The 14,664-nt window shown below is 41.0% G+C and carries 9 protein-coding genes; 6 read left to right on the top strand and 3 right to left on the bottom strand.

All coding sequences use genetic code 11. The features are described from left to right. Positions 1-243 precede the first annotated feature (243 nt). The 3 genes from ABJH64_RS15475 (at position 244) to ABJH64_RS15485 (ending at position 5,687) form a co-directional block, all read left to right on the top strand. Positions 244-1,821 (top strand): hypothetical protein, encoded by a 1,578-nt coding sequence (locus ABJH64_RS15475; protein ID WP_348273722.1) that lies wholly within the window; start codon positions 244-246, stop codon positions 1,819-1,821. 100 nt (positions 1,822-1,921) lie between these two features. Next, a complete protein-coding gene (locus ABJH64_RS15480) occupies positions 1,922-3,757 on the top strand; it encodes an AAA family ATPase (RefSeq protein WP_348273723.1) in 1,836 nt (611 codons plus the stop codon). Continuing rightward, positions 3,741-5,687, top strand: a complete 1,947-nt coding sequence (locus ABJH64_RS15485; protein ID WP_348273724.1) for a UvrD-helicase domain-containing protein — start codon at positions 3,741-3,743, stop codon at positions 5,685-5,687. The genes ABJH64_RS15480 and ABJH64_RS15485 overlap by 17 nt, the downstream gene beginning before the upstream one ends. 53 nt (positions 5,688-5,740) lie before the next feature. On the opposite strand, the gene ABJH64_RS15490 is transcribed toward ABJH64_RS15485, so the two are convergent. Further along, positions 5,741-6,307 carry a hypothetical protein gene (locus ABJH64_RS15490; protein ID WP_348273725.1) on the bottom strand — a complete coding sequence of 189 codons (567 nt, stop codon included), beginning with the start codon at positions 6,305-6,307 and terminating at the stop codon, positions 5,741-5,743. 1,061 nt (positions 6,308-7,368) lie between these two features. Here ABJH64_RS15490 and ABJH64_RS15495 point away from each other — a divergent pair. The 3 genes from ABJH64_RS15495 (at position 7,369) to ABJH64_RS15505 (ending at position 13,462) form a co-directional block, all read left to right on the top strand. Further along, positions 7,369-8,736, top strand: coding sequence for a TlpA disulfide reductase family protein (locus ABJH64_RS15495; protein WP_348273726.1), 1,368 nt, complete (start codon positions 7,369-7,371; stop codon positions 8,734-8,736). Beyond that, the gene (locus ABJH64_RS15500; protein ID WP_348273727.1) at positions 8,733-11,948 is read left to right on the top strand and encodes a SusC/RagA family TonB-linked outer membrane protein; all 3,216 of its coding nucleotides are present in this window, start codon (positions 8,733-8,735) and stop codon (positions 11,946-11,948) included. The genes ABJH64_RS15495 and ABJH64_RS15500 overlap by 4 nt, the downstream gene beginning before the upstream one ends. Positions 11,949-12,082: 134 nt before the next feature. Beyond that, positions 12,083-13,462, top strand: coding sequence for a RagB/SusD family nutrient uptake outer membrane protein (locus ABJH64_RS15505; protein ID WP_233753550.1), 1,380 nt, complete (start codon positions 12,083-12,085; stop codon positions 13,460-13,462). 55 nt (positions 13,463-13,517) lie between these two features. Here ABJH64_RS15505 and ABJH64_RS15510 read toward each other — a convergent pair whose 3' ends face one another. Both ABJH64_RS15510 and ABJH64_RS15515 read right to left on the bottom strand, forming a co-directional pair. Beyond that, positions 13,518-13,802, bottom strand: coding sequence for a hypothetical protein (locus ABJH64_RS15510; protein ID WP_233753549.1), 285 nt, complete (start codon positions 13,800-13,802; stop codon positions 13,518-13,520). Positions 13,803-14,194: 392 nt separating this feature from the next. Next, positions 14,195-14,623 carry a MauE/DoxX family redox-associated membrane protein gene (locus tag ABJH64_RS15515; RefSeq protein ID WP_111612307.1) on the bottom strand — a complete coding sequence of 143 codons (429 nt, stop codon included), beginning with the start codon at positions 14,621-14,623 and terminating at the stop codon, positions 14,195-14,197. Positions 14,624-14,664 lie beyond the last annotated feature (41 nt).

Consider the following 14,664-nt stretch of genomic DNA (forward strand, 5'->3'; position numbering starts at 1 on the left):
AGGTTAGGTAGAAAATTTGGCGAATTGCATACGATCAGCAGCAAATTATTTTATTTTTGACTGTAAGGACATTTTTGAATATAATAATATTAGTTAAATATTAATTGTGAAAACAGATGTGTATGTAAATACCTGATAATCAATGATTTGTAAAAAAAAATGATTTATTATGTTTTTTATTTTTAGTAGCTTAAAGAAGAAGAGAATAATATAATAAGGGCACTGTGACATTTTATCAATCCTATGGGGAAATATGATACTTTTTTTGGAGATACATTTAAAAAGGTGAGAGGAATGCTAGCCAATGACTTGAATGATTTGTTAATAAGAACCTTTAATATTACACCAGATAATTCAAGAAAATTAATTCAACGAAAAGCTGAATCAAATGTAATAGGGTCTACTAAACCTCTAACTTTTGGTTATGGTCAATTTTATTACTACGACCCACAATTTATACCGAGTAGAGAAGAAATAAAGGAACTTTTAAAAGAGAGACGGCCACCAGTCTACAGACTTTTGCAGCTCCTCGATATAACTGGAGGCGCAATAAGTTTTTATGAGGGTTTAAAGATCACATCATCGCCCGATGAAAGCGCAAATTCAAAAGTGAGTTTTTTGAAGGACATAATCATCGATTTAGGAAAACTCCGATTTGTGGTGGAACGTAGCGATGAATTTGGAATAAATTATATCCTGAATCGGTGTGAAGACGAGGAAGATTATAAGCTCAAAATGCTACGTCATCGCGAAAATATTCAACTGGACACGGTGTTTAATGCTGACTTAATGGGTTGGCTTTTAGACGCAAATATTATTGCTACTTATGGAAATTTTAGATCAGCTTCAAACCCCGGATTTGGCGTAGAACATAACAATTTATTTTGGGATGCATTTGCTTATTCAAAGATTAGTGGTGTCAATTTAAGAACTGCCTCTGAATCTAATACGATCCAAAAACAAACGCTAGTAGTGTTGGATATTGTTATTTATCGTGATTATTCCTTAAACGATCTAAATGGGTTTATTGCAAGAATTCAAATAAATAACAATTCAGTTAAAGGTGAAAAAAGAAGAAGTATACCAGTAATTATTTATAATAAGAGTGATGATCATACGATCAATGTTGCAAAGAAACTAGGGTTTCTAATTTTTAGCTTGGCTAAGATATACGGTAGTAATATTAATAGACTGCTTGTAGATATTAAGGCTACTCAAACTTCGATTAATACTAGCTTGGCTGATGGAGTTGAAGCTGCATTAAAGAAGATCGATGTAAGCGGCCAAAAAGCGAAACTGAAAAATTTAAGGGGAATATTGTTCGAAGCATTGATGAGGCCGATATTGGAAAGCATTTATCCAAATTCTCAAATTTTTCCAAGTAAGCTACTGAAGCATCCTGATAAGAAAATGACAAGAGAATTTGACTATATAATAGTTTCCTCAAATCCTAAGGAATTAATATTGGTAGAGTTGAAAGGGTATGCAGGTAATTCTTACATACGCTTAGGAGATTCTAAGACCAAAGGCACCCTCCGATATTTTTTTCGTGGTTCTATTCCTTTAGCCAAAGATTATTATAAAGATGACATGATTTTGGAGTCACATTTAATCAAAGCGATATTCATTACCACTGGGGAGTATCATTCGGAATGCAATGATTTTATAGAAGCTTCTTTAAAATCAAGCCAAATTCCCTCTCGCATGGATAGTAGTATATGTAATGGAGTAGCATTTATGAAGTTATTGAAGGAAAACAATTTTGATCACGAACTCAATATAGTTAACCAATATTATATAAGAGTGGATGCGGAAGAGTGATCTTTAAATGACTGCTATGATATAAAAATTTGAATAGCACTTATTCGTAGGTTATTATATAAATTATTTTAGATATTAATTCAATTGTCTTAAGATGTTCTTGACAAACCTTAAATTATGGAACTTTAGGATCTTCGGTACCGATGGATCCTTCGACCGCTCTAAACCCAATCTATCCCTTAATTTCAATGATGGCATTAATGTGCTAATCGGCGAAAATGATTCTGGTAAAACTGCCATTATCGATGCAATTAAAATGTTGCTAAAAACCCATAGTGGCGAATGGATAAAAATTGAAGACGAAGATTTTTTTAATGATTCCCACCGCTTGAGAATAGAATGTCGCTTTAAAGGAATGAGCGATAAGGAGGCCAAGCACTTTACTGAATGGCTCGACTGGGTTACAGAGGGTGCTACAGGAAAGCCATATCTTACAGTTTACTACGATATTTCCAGAAGAGATGGAAAGATTATACCCGCCGATATTAAGGGTGGTATAGATGATGCCGGACATATACTCACCGCCGAGGCAAAAGAAATGCTCAGGACAACATATCTTAGGCCACTTCGGGATGCCAAAAGTGAGCTTTCCCCAAAGCGTAATTCTCGCCTTTCACAGATACTCTATTCCCATGCAGCTTTCAGCGATAAAAAAACACACCGGTTAATCGGTCTTGCGCAGACGCTAAATACAGAGGTGACTGAATATTTTAAGGGTAAGGATGCTGCCGGCGCTGATCTTCCTGCTGGCGACCTTTTGGGAAAAGAGGTTAAAAAGGTAATGGATACTTATCTTAACCAGTTCTCTAAGAAAAATACGGCCTTTAGGATGACTTCAGCAGATCTTAAAAGCATACTGGAGTCCCTATGCCTACTTTTTGAAGATGGTTATAACTTGGGACTTGGTAGTCATAACCTCCTTTGTATAGCGTCAGAACTCTTACACTTAAAAAAGGGAAACTGGGACGGCCTGCGTCTAGGACTTGTAGAAGAGATAGAGGCTCATCTCCATCCACAGGTCCAACTTCAGGTGGTAGAAACCTTGAAATCCCATTCTAAGGATATGCAGCTCATATTTACCACCCATAGTCCAAATATAGGGTCTAAGATATCGCTGGAGAATCTGATTATGTGCCATAAAGGAATGGCATATCCCTTGGGGCATGCTTTCACAAAGCTTAATAAGGATGATTATAAATTTTTGGAAATATTTCTTGATACGACAAAAGCAAATCTATTCTTCTCAAAAGGTGTAATTCTGGTAGAAGGTTGGGCAGAGGAAATCCTCGTGCCTGTCATCGCTTCGGCAATAGGAATCGACCTTACTGAATGTGGAGTTTCAATAATCAATGTAGGCAGTACGGCTTATCTACGTTTTGCAAAGATATTCCAGAGAAAAGTAGCTCCGTTGATGCAGATACCCGTGGCCATTATTACCGATGTAGATATTAGGACTTATGAAAAAAATCTGGTAATTGATGAAGCTGGAAAGCCTTTCCTTGATGAAAAGGGCAAATCTACCTACGACTACCTGAAGAGAGACGTTGCCATAGTATCGGCTGAAACGGTGGCAAAGAAGACAGCAATAGATAAATCAGAAGATAATGTACAATATTTTATTTCTGGCGATTGGACACTAGAATATAGCCTGTTTAAGTCCATATGCATGACTGCCCTTTTCAAACAAACGGCAGAAAGGGTCCACAGCAAAACAGGTTGGGCAACTGATTTTGAGAAGAAACTCGCAGAAAAACTTATTCTCAAGAGTCTTGATAAAACTGAGATAGCCTATCTTTTAGCGAAAACGTTACTCGAATTACTGGAAACAGACCCTGAAAGAGCCGAATCGCCCTTAAAAGAAATAAATGAAGCTGATGGCAAAAGTGACGCAATAGATTATATAATTAAAGCTATCAAACATGCCTCAGGAAATTGAGATCACAGATAACCAAGTGAGGTTAGCAGAAAAGCATCTGCTACCTCAGGGAAAGAGTTTTGATGAAGAACGGATAAATTTTATTAAAGATTTGTCTACGCATGATCTTCATGCAGTACCTGGAAGTGGAAAGACAACTGCATTGCTGGCCAAGCTCATCGCTCTGGAACAGCACCTTCCATTCGCCGATAGGTCTGGAGTATTAGTTATTTCCCATACCAATGCCGCGGTCGATGAGATAAAGCAAAAAATTGGACATATCTGTCCAAGGTTATTCGCCTATCCAAATTTTATTGGTACAATTCAGGGATTTGTTGATGCATTTTTGGCAGTGCCCTATTATAAATCAGTGTATCGCAGACGTCCGGTGCGTATTGATGATGAGATTTACGATGAAAATCATTTTCCTGATTACAAGCTTTCAGCATATCTTAATAATAGAAGTGACGGCAAAAAATTATTATATAAATATAGATTGGGAAAGGACGGAAAGCTGACCTTGGCACTGGAAAATAAACCATTTGTTTTCCCAGAAACATCAAGTACTTATCAAAAAATATTGGCCATTAAAAAAGGACTTCGTGAGAGTGGTTTTTTATGCTTTGATGATGCCTATATCCTTGCTCAAGAGTACCTCGAGAAATTTCCTGGGATTATCAATATCTTAAGAAAGCGATTCGGTTTTGTTTTCATCGATGAGATGCAGGACATGGATAAGCATCAGTATGATCTGCTTGAAACCCTGTTCGGAAACGCTGCAGAAGTCGCTTATCAGCGTATTGGTGATAAGAACCAAGCCATCTTCAATTCTGAATCAGAGATGCTCGACATTTGGGAGGAACGTAATGTAAAGGAGCTAAACGGAAGCCACAGGCTACATCCCGCCACAGCCTGTATCGTAGAATCACTTGCGCTGAGTCCTATAACTGTGGTTGGAAATAAGACCAATCCTGATGGATCTGTAGTCGATATAAAACCGGTAATGTTGGTTTATGAAAATAATACAGCTAGTGAAGTAATATCCTGTTTTTCAGATGAGATAAAAAGGCTTGTAGATGTGGGGAAAATTAAACTGGCCAGTGATAACGTGCATAGGGCAGTAGCTTGGACAGCTGCAAAACCTGGAGACAAGGCCAATATGATCAAGCTTAACCATTACTATAGTAGTTTTTCTAGGGACCACATAAAACTTAAAATCAATTACCCATGCTTAGAAGCCTATCTTTACTTTCATCAAGAGGATGCTGGCAAGCTAGCCTCGATCCGAAAGAGTGTACTTAATGGGATACTAAGGGTTCTGAGATTGGAAGAAATTGTAAATCCAGAGACAGGCCGCTCATTTACCAAAAGAAGTCTGGTTGATTGGATTAAAGAACAACATGATGATTTTTACCGTGATTTCAAGCTCCAGCTTTACCAGATAACTGCGCTGAATGTAGAACAGAAAAAAAAAGAAGCATTGAACGCTTTTGTTAAGCTCGCAACCGAGGTCGTATCCAAACTGGGCAAGACCATTAAAAAATCAAAAGCCTTTATTGCTGAAAAATATCTGCCGGTTGCTTTCGCAGCAGACCCAGAACAAAAAAACAATTGCTTTGTTAAAAACGGAATCCATATCGAAGTAGCAACAGTCCACGCTGTAAAGGGACAAACACATACTAGTACTCTTTATATGGAGAGCTTTTACCAAATCAACGTAGGCGGCAAAGGACAATATGAGTCTTCCAGAGTTGCAGATCAGTTACAGGGAATTTCGCTGGCTGCAACTGAGCATGAATATATCAAACAGTCACTAAAAATGACTTATGTTGGATTTTCAAGAGCTACTCACTTGCTAGGCTTTGCAATCCATAAGTCTCGTTATGATAAGTTTTATGCTGGTAAACCAAATTTGGATCGATGGAAAATTATCAAAGTTAACCAGTCATAAAATACCTTTAATATCTGTTCATAATAAGAAATATAATCTTTTTAAAATTTCAGTTATGTTTCAAAATAGTGGTTCACACGCAGTTTGCTTTCAGTGCCATTTTTTTTAATAAATGATTTCTTTTGGAAAGTTAAATATCCAGTTTCGACCAGATAAAGAAGACTTTTTGTGGCTTTCTCACTATTGACTTTAATGTGAAGTCTCGCCAGTTCTTTTACTACTTGGCTTACTCGTTTCTCGGATTCGAAGTATCCTTTTTCAACTAGTTTTGTACGAATATTGAATGTGAGGCTATTCTCGTTTTTTAGATTTACAAAAAAATTAGGGTTGTGGCTGTTGGCGACAATGAATTGATTCATTTGTTCAACAGCCTTTTCAGTCTTTCGAAGCCTGAAATTTGAATTAAAAACGTCAGCTTTTGTAAGACCAAGTTTATCAGCAAGAGATTCAGCAATTGAATCACTGATTGATCTTCTCCCTTTTCTTAAAGAATACATATGGTCTGTGGAAATTTTAAGAAAGCCAGCCATTCCAATTGGTGTGAGTTCTAAGAACTTTATAAACTCTTTAAATCTTTGGGCTGAAATCTGGTCAAGTCCTTCGTTAACTTTATTGTCCATGACCAAATGGAGTTAAATAATTAGTCTAAAAAGTGGTCATAAATTTTTTGATCTTACTTTCTTTATTTATATTTAGACACTTAAGAAAAAGTGAAGGATTTAATCCTTCGACTTGGCATTAATCAATGAGTCTCGACTGCAATTCCGACAATTTGTATTAGGACGAGACGGTAGGTTAATGCTCAAGGGATTATTATGCGTACTTTCGTATGCACTATAGCTCTTGGGCCCTATCGTAATTCCGTTCCTAAAGACGTCGGAACCTGCAGTGCGGTAGATTGGCGCCCAGGCTATGGTGCTCCATTTTTATCGTCATAAAGACTCGTTTTACCATTTTTCATTTTTAATGAAAACGAGCATGATTGATTTACTTCCTTTTCTGTTGCAGAAAGTAGCCTGTAGGATCCACAGGCTGGGAGGGTATGCTCAGTTGGTAAGCGGGTCATTGTGTTCTCTACCTATTACATGTAAGCTATTACCAGAGGAACTCGGCATCGCCGCTGTAGATCGCCTGTATCCTTTGAAGCCCAAGAATCCGATCTAAGGATCAGGGCACTTTTTCTCTCTGATTGCTTCCGATTGGGCTTTGTATGTTTGGCGGAACGATCCTTACAGATCAGAGAGTGACGATTATTTCGTCATTGCGAGAAAAGCCCCTAGATGAAAAGAGAGGGGTTGCCGAAGCAATCTTATGAAGGTTTGTACTTCACACTTTGAGACTGCTTCGTCGTTCCTCCTCGCAGTGACGACAAAATGGAGATCATCTGCTGCAGCAGGTCAATAGCTCCATTACTTTATTGATTTCTTATTAATTATTGCTGGACTACCGGAAAGGGGTAGGGTGGAAGGATTATGTCTTGGTTAGAGCCAAGAGACAAGAACCTAGAGTCTAGAATTTAATGGTATAAGTTCGTGATTCTAGTTTCAGATTTTAGACTTGAGCTTTCAGACTTTCTACCCGTTCCATCGCATACAGACAGGTGCTAGTCCGCTTCGACTTCGCTCAGCGTGACAAACATCGGACACCCGACATCGGTCATCCAGCATAACAATCTAAAAGCATGAAAAAACTAATACTCATCTGCTTACTGGGATACCTATGTCTTCCCATAAGCACAATCTACGCAAATAATAAAGTTGCTTCACCTACGGTAGAAGAGGAGTGGGGAGCATTCTCCACTTCCTCCGATACCCTGACCATTGGGGATCAGATTCCTTCGGGGATCGAATTCTCCGAGGTATTGCAGTTTGACTCGGATAAGCTCCGATTGGATGACTATCGGGGGAAATATGTCATTCTGGAATTTTGGGCTCCTACTTGTACGGCCAGTATCGCTTCGCTACCTAAGATGGAGAATCTGAGTCAGGAGTTCAGGGATCAGATTGCAGTTATTCCCATGACCATCTTTGAAGAGGAGCGGGTTTCCGAGGTCTTTGCCGGGTACGAATCTCTTGACGGGGTTGATTTGCCTATAGTGCTCCATGCAGGTAAGATGCGAGAGCTGTTTCCGCATTCCACTATTCCTCATTTTGTTGTCCTGGATCCGGAAGGGAAGGTGCTTGCTATTACAGGGGTAGAGGATCTGACTAGTGGGAACCTAAAGAAAATGTTGTTGGGGGATACTGAAGTCTTCCGATACAAGGAGGACCGTAAAATCCTACTGGGCAGGTATGACAAACTGATTTCTGAAAGCCCTCAGATCCCTTCTAAAAATATCTGGTTTCAGTCTGCGCTGACTGGGTATATTCCTGATGTACCTGCGTCCATGATTCAGGAATACGAGGACCTTTCCCATATACGCATCGTCAATATGCCCTTGATCAGGCATTACCAGTTGGCTTTTTCGGAAAGGGATCTGGTGGATTATTATGGGAGAAACCGTATTCAGACTATTGGATTTGAAGCCGAAGAACTCTTTACCAAAAAGACAGGAATGGATTATCTGGACTGGAAAGAACAGGGTAATCATGTTTTTGGCTATGAGTTGATCGCTCCTCCTTCCCAAAATCCCTATGCGCTGATGCGCGAGGATCTAAACAGGTACTTCCCCCATATCAAGGCCTCTGTCAAAAAGGAGAAGCGGAAGGTGTATGCGATAGTTCAGCAGGAAGGAACTAACTACCCCAAAGCGCAAGAGGTTGAAAGCAGCTATCAAGCCGGATCCTTTGGGCTTAGTATGCAAAATTATCCCTTGCAGGGCTTTGTCTATCACCTTAATTTCTATTTCTATCAACGATCAGAATTCCCTATCCTCAACCTGACCGGAATAGACTATCCCATTGATCTGGAACTGGAAGCACAGCTATCCAGTATTTCCAGCCTGAAGCAGGCGCTACGTCAGGTGGGTTTGGATCTGCTGGAAAAGGAAGTGGAGATCAACGTATTGGTTTTGGAAAAAATAGGGGATGCTAAAGTACTGGCTTTATGAAAAATCTACTGATTCTAATTTTTGTTTTGGCCTTTTCTTCTATGGATCTATGCGCCCAGAATCTGCAAGTTGTAGGAAGGGTGCAGGATCAAACTACCGGTGAAGCATTGATCGGAGCTTCGGTGCGTATTCTGGAAAGCGGAACGGGGAAAATTACCAATGAGGAAGGTGTATTCCGTTTTGAGTTGGACGCAGGAACCTATACGCTTCGGATTAGCTACCTGGGTTATACTGTCCGGGAAATTGAAATGGAAGTTCCTCTTTCGGAGCAGTTAACTATCCTTTTGGCGCCAGAAGACTTTGAGTTGGGAGGCGTAGAGGTACTCGCCACTGGTTATCAGGAGATTCCGAAGAGCAGGGCTTCAGGTTCTTTTGTTTCCTTGAATGAGGAACTGGTGGATCGTAGGGTAAGTACCAACCTGATTGATCGATTGGAAGATGTTACTTCCGGTCTGATCCTGAACCGTACCGGTGACGTGGGGAGAGATCCCATTTCCATCCGAGGCAGAAGTACCTTGGGAAGGTTTTCCCAGCCTTTGATTGTGATAGATAATTTTCCCTATGATGGAAATCTGGAGGATATCAACCCGAATGACGTTTCCAGTATTACCGTCTTGAGGGATGCTGCTGCGGCTTCAATCTGGGGTGCCCGTGCAGGAAATGGGGTGATCGTTATTACCACCAAATCAGGAAAGAGCAACCAAGCCACCCGAGTCAGTTTTACAGGTAATGCCAACTGGATTCAACCTACCGATCCTTTTCTTGCTCCAAACCTAGGAGTAGATGATTACATCGATGTGGAGGAAATGCTCTTCGGACAGGGCTTTTATACTGCCTTGGAGTCTGATTTTGGAAATGAGGTATTAAGTCCGGTCGTGGAAACCTTAATCGCAAAACGGGATGGATTGATCTCATCATCGGAAGCAGATGCAAGGATCGCAGCATTCCGAAGTTATGATCTGAGAAATAATCTGAATGAATACATCTATAGGCCCCAACTCAATCAGCAATACAATCTTGGAATAGCGGGAGGAGGAAATTACCATACCTACCGGATTTCTTTAGGTTATGACGACATTCGACCAGAAATCATTGGGGATGCTTCCAATCGGGTTACCTTTTCCCTGAAAAATGATTTTTCTGTCTTTTCGGATAAACTGAAGGTTCAGACTGCTTTTTATGGGGTGAAAAGCAGGGATACGGATGCTCATATGGCTCCCGATGATATTACCTTCAGCAGCTATGCAGGAACCTATCCCTATGCAAGGCTGGCAGATGAATCAGGAAATCCCTTAGCGTTAAACCGGGACTACAGAAAGGGGTTTAAGGAGGAAATGGAAAGCTTGGGCTTATTGGACTGGTCTTTTATTCCTTTGGAGGAAAAAGGAAGATCTAACACTACTTCCCTGCGGGATGATTGGCGGGTAAATTTGGGATTGACTTATGAAGTGCTTCCAGGTTTATCAGTTCAGGCATTGTATCAATATTGGCAAAATACTGGTCTTACAGAACGTCAGTATCAGGACAATAGCTATGATGCCCGAAACCTGATTAATCAATTTACACAAGTAGCCGAAGAGGGAGACTTGTCTTATGCCATACCAAAGGGAGGCATTTATAACTACTCGAATTCTAGAGCTTATTCCCATTCAGGTAGGCTGCAAGCCAATTATGAAAAAGATTGGGAACAGGGATGGAAATTAAATGTGCTGGCAGGAACGGAAGTCAAAGCCTTGGAGTCCAACTCCTTTTCAGGGAGATATTACGGATATAATCCTGAATTGGCTACCACACAGGTGGTGGATTATGTGAGTTTGTTCCCCTTGTCCACCAATCCTTTTGCTACGGCACGGATTCCCAACACTGAAGGAATCAGTTTGCTGCGTGATCGATTCTATTCAGGTTTTGCCAATGCTTCGCTAGTGTATCAAGACCGATACCTGCTCACCTTGAGTGCAAGAAAAGATGCTTCCAATCTTTTTGGCGTCGCTGCCAATCAAAAATCTGTTCCGCTCTGGTCTGCCGGATTGGGATGGACGCTGAGCGAAGAAAAGTTTTATAACTGGGCTTGGATGCCGTTTATGAAGCTCCGAGCTTCCTATGGATACAATGGAAACGTTGACCGTAGCCTGACTGCTTTCACCACGGCGCGTTCGACTACATTTAATCCTATTACCCAGATTCCTTATTCCATCATCGTAAATCCCCCAAATGAAAATCTACGCTGGGAGCGGATCAAGATTCTGAATCTGGGTCTCGACTGGGAAAACAGGTCAGGTAGGATAAAAGGCACCTTTGAATTTTACAAAAAGGAAGGCTTGGATCTGATCGGCACAATTCCTTATGCACCTTCCACCGGAATCACATCATTCTCAGGGAACAATGCTGCCACGCAAACCAAAGGTTTTGATCTCTCACTGGAAACGGTCAATCTGAAAGGCAAATTTACCTGGTCGTCGGTGCTATTGCTTAGTGGAATCAAGGAAAAAGTCACTTCCTACGAAGATGAGATCAATGTGAGTAACCTCCTGAACTATGGTATAACAGGTTTGGGAGGAACCTATTTTCCAATCGAAGGAAGACCTCTTTTTGGGGTTTATTCCTTGCCATGGATGGGATTGAATCATGAAACAGGAGATCCTGTGGGTTTGCTGGATGGAGAAGCCAGTGAAGAATATCGGGAGATCATCAACGGAGCCACATTGGAATCGCTAGTTTATCACGGTCCGGCACGTCCCACAATTTTTGGCTCATTCAGGAATAGCCTCAGCTTTCAGGGCTTTAGTCTTTCGGCAAATATATCCTATCGCTTCGGGTATTACTTCCGAAGATCTTCGGTGCAATATGAATCCATTTTGCAGGGTCGGGGAGGTCATTCTGATTATGCCCTTCGCTGGCAGGAAGTAGGGGATGAATTGATTACACAGGTGCCTTCCACGCCTGAGGCGAGGGATGCATTTCGGGATCAGTTTTACAGAAGCAGTTCGGTCTTGGTAGAAAAAGGGGATCATATCCGCTTACAGGATATCCGGCTGGGTTATAAAATTTCTACCACATCCAAGCGAGCAGGGATTTTCAACAATGCTGAATTCTATTTATATGCCAATAATCTAGGCATTATCTGGAAAGCCACGGATACAGACTGGGATCCTGATTTTGGAACTTTCAAGCCTAGAAAAAGTATCGCAGTGGGAGTTCAACTGGATTTCTAACCAGCAAAAAGATCATCAAGAATTAAAAGGGAGCCGGTCATCAAATTTCTTCATAAGGTGAGGGTGGTTCCTCTTTTAGACCTGTCCGGGGAGAAATTCCCGGGCCCCTTTTTAACTCATTAATTATAAATCAAATGAAAAATATTCTAGAACAGATTAAACAAAAGAAAGGTAGATTGGCACTTTTGCTGTCTTGTTTTTGCCTCTTTGGCCTGATGTCCTGCGAGGAGTTTTTGGATGCCAAACCTAATCAAAGCCTGGTAGTTCCCAAAACCTTGGCAGATGTGCAGAGCCTGCTGGATAATACGAATGTATTCAATGGGCAGGCAACCTTGCCAAGTATTGCATCCGAGGAGGTCTGGATTTCCGATGCAGGATATGCAGCGTTAAGTAATCCCATTGAGCAGGCGGTATTTATCTGGTCAGATGACCCTTATCCATCCGGATTCTCTGGGGACTGGAACAGTTTGTACGAGCAGGTATTTTATTCTAATGTTGCCTTGGAAGTATTGGAGGATTTCGAAGGGGAGCAGAGTGAGTTTTACCAAACCTTGCTTGGTTCGGCTTATTTCTACCGAGGCTATGCTTACCTGCAATTGGTATCGGAATTTGCAATGCCCTACCAGAAAGCAGGGGGAAATGAGTCCTTGTTAGGAATCGTGCTCAAGTCCACTGCAGATGTAAATGAGGAGCTGGAGCGAGCTAATCTACAGGAAAGCTATGATCAAATTGATGCGGATTTGACTAGGGCAGTGGAATTGTTGCCGGAAAACAATATGCCCAAAACCAGGCCATCCAAAGCCATTGCCTTGGGAGTGCTTTCAAGATTTTACTTAAGCACTTTCCAATACACTTTGGCCGCGCAGTCTGCTAGGGAGGCTTTGGGGATTTATACCGATCGATTGGATTTCAATGAACTGGATGTGGATGCAAGAAGACCCTTTACCCGTTTTGACGAGGAGACTTTATTTTACTCCACCTTATTTAGTTATTCCTATTTGAGATCTACTCAGGTATTTGTGGATTCGGCCTTGATGGATCTATATGAGGAAGTTGATTTAAGAAAGCCTGCTTTTTTTGATGAGACCTCCTCTGGGAATTTTAACTATACGGGAAAGCTTTCCGGTGCTACTCAGAATTTTGGTGGAATCAGTGTAGGGGAGCTCTACCTGAATGCTTCTGAAGCATTAGTGAGAACAGGCAAGGATGAGGTAGCATTAAGTATGCTCAATGAATTAATTTCCTTACGGCATCAATCGGAAGCTTGGATGCCATTATCCGAATTGAGCTCGGAAGAATTATTGGAGAGAATCCTTGAAGAGCGTAGAAAGGAGCTAATAGGGAGGGGATTACGCTGGATGGACTTGAGGAGATTGAACCAGGAAGTTGAAGCAGAAACTTTGGTTAGAGTTGTGAATGGGATTCGATATGAATTGGCTCCCAATTCTCCAAGGTATGCATTTCCTATTCCTATGGATGAAATCAGCAGAAGCGGAATTGTGCAGAATCCTTGATATATAAAAACCCGAGGCTCATGGGAGCCTTGGGTTAGTGGTACTAAGGTTTGAATTACAGTTCCACAAATTCTCCTTCGCTCAGCACGTTAAGGATACCGGTTGCTGGATTGTCATTGTGGAATTCTACCAGACAATACATTTCACTGGCATTACACTCATAGTCCTCGGACTGAACCAGTATAGTGACATCCCTATAACCATTAGATTGGGTGGCGTCTGGGGTCCAGATTTTAGTTGCCGTAGGTTCTCCACCTATGACGGGAGCATTGAAGGCAAATGCAGCAAAGGCTGCTATTACAAATGCAAATGCAGGTAATCTTTTAATTAGTGTATTCATGATTATGTCCTGTTTTTTAACATATCAAAAACAGGAAAAACGTTTAGGATTCCCGGATTGAGCTACATGCTGTTTACCGGAAGTGGTTAAAATACCTACTCTGTTTAAAGGGTTTTCGGCATCTCCCTCTTGCACTACCCAGTATAGTCTGGAGTCTCCACTTCCAGATTCGGAGACAGGTAATGCGGTAAATTGAGTTGATTTTCATTAAGCTATTTTTTGGGGTGGGATAATGCCTTTTCCTGCCCCGTTTTTTCAAATTCCTAGTGACAAGTCTTTATTCTTCAGAGCGATAGTGTTTAATTATTTACTCTTTAGATGCTGGTGTAATTAATATTTAGTTTATATTGTTTAAGGAAATAGTTGCTATCACCTACTAAAAACTTAACGCCTCAAGGCGGGATCTGAGGATTCCGCTTTTTTGTGAAGTATAGTCCGATGATACTTATTCCAATCATTCCACTGTTAAGCCAGAAATGTGCTTTCCAACTTAGGCTTTCTAAAACTCCCGCACAGTTGCAGGGAACTCTGGGAAAAGCTCCTACCCAGATCAATCCCACATAGGTGGTGAAGACGGTGAGGAGGAGGATACTTGAGAGGTATCCCCACCATCTACTGACTGAAAAGAGTAGGAGTAAGGCAATCAGCAACTCAATAGTCGGTACTGCATAGGCCAGTACTTCTGCCAGCTCTGCAGGAAAGGTCTGGTTATGGAATGCTTTTCTGCTGTCCTGCCAGTGTAGGATTTTGTCAATTCCAGTATAGGTCCATAAGAGGATCAGCAGGATGCTTGGGATAGCTGATTTTTCTGTGTTTTCCATTCATTTTAATGTTCGATGGAAAGTTGGGTATTATAAAAATC

Origin of the sequence: Algoriphagus sp. (assembly GCF_039969895.1) — a bacterium.
Taxonomy (GTDB): domain Bacteria; phylum Bacteroidota; class Bacteroidia; order Cytophagales; family Cyclobacteriaceae; genus Algoriphagus.

What these genes read in the sequence shown, in the direction of transcription:
- ABJH64_RS15475 (WP_348273722.1), top strand. Translation starts at nt 244, where the DNA reads ATGGGGAAATATGATACTTTTTTTGGAGATACATTTAAAAAGGTGAGA.
- ABJH64_RS15500 (WP_348273727.1), top strand. Translation starts at nt 8,733, where the DNA reads ATGAAAAATCTACTGATTCTAATTTTTGTTTTGGCCTTTTCTTCTATG.
- ABJH64_RS15515 (WP_111612307.1), bottom strand. Translation starts at nt 14,623, where the DNA reads ATGGAAAACACAGAAAAATCAGCTATCCCAAGCATCCTGCTGATCCTC.
- ABJH64_RS15490 (WP_348273725.1), bottom strand. Translation starts at nt 6,307, where the DNA reads ATGGACAATAAAGTTAACGAAGGACTTGACCAGATTTCAGCCCAAAGA.
- ABJH64_RS15485 (WP_348273724.1), top strand. Translation starts at nt 3,741, where the DNA reads ATGCCTCAGGAAATTGAGATCACAGATAACCAAGTGAGGTTAGCAGAA.
- ABJH64_RS15495 (WP_348273726.1), top strand. Translation starts at nt 7,369, where the DNA reads ATGAAAAAACTAATACTCATCTGCTTACTGGGATACCTATGTCTTCCC.
- ABJH64_RS15505 (WP_233753550.1), top strand. Translation starts at nt 12,083, where the DNA reads ATGAAAAATATTCTAGAACAGATTAAACAAAAGAAAGGTAGATTGGCA.
- ABJH64_RS15510 (WP_233753549.1), bottom strand. Translation starts at nt 13,802, where the DNA reads ATGAATACACTAATTAAAAGATTACCTGCATTTGCATTTGTAATAGCA.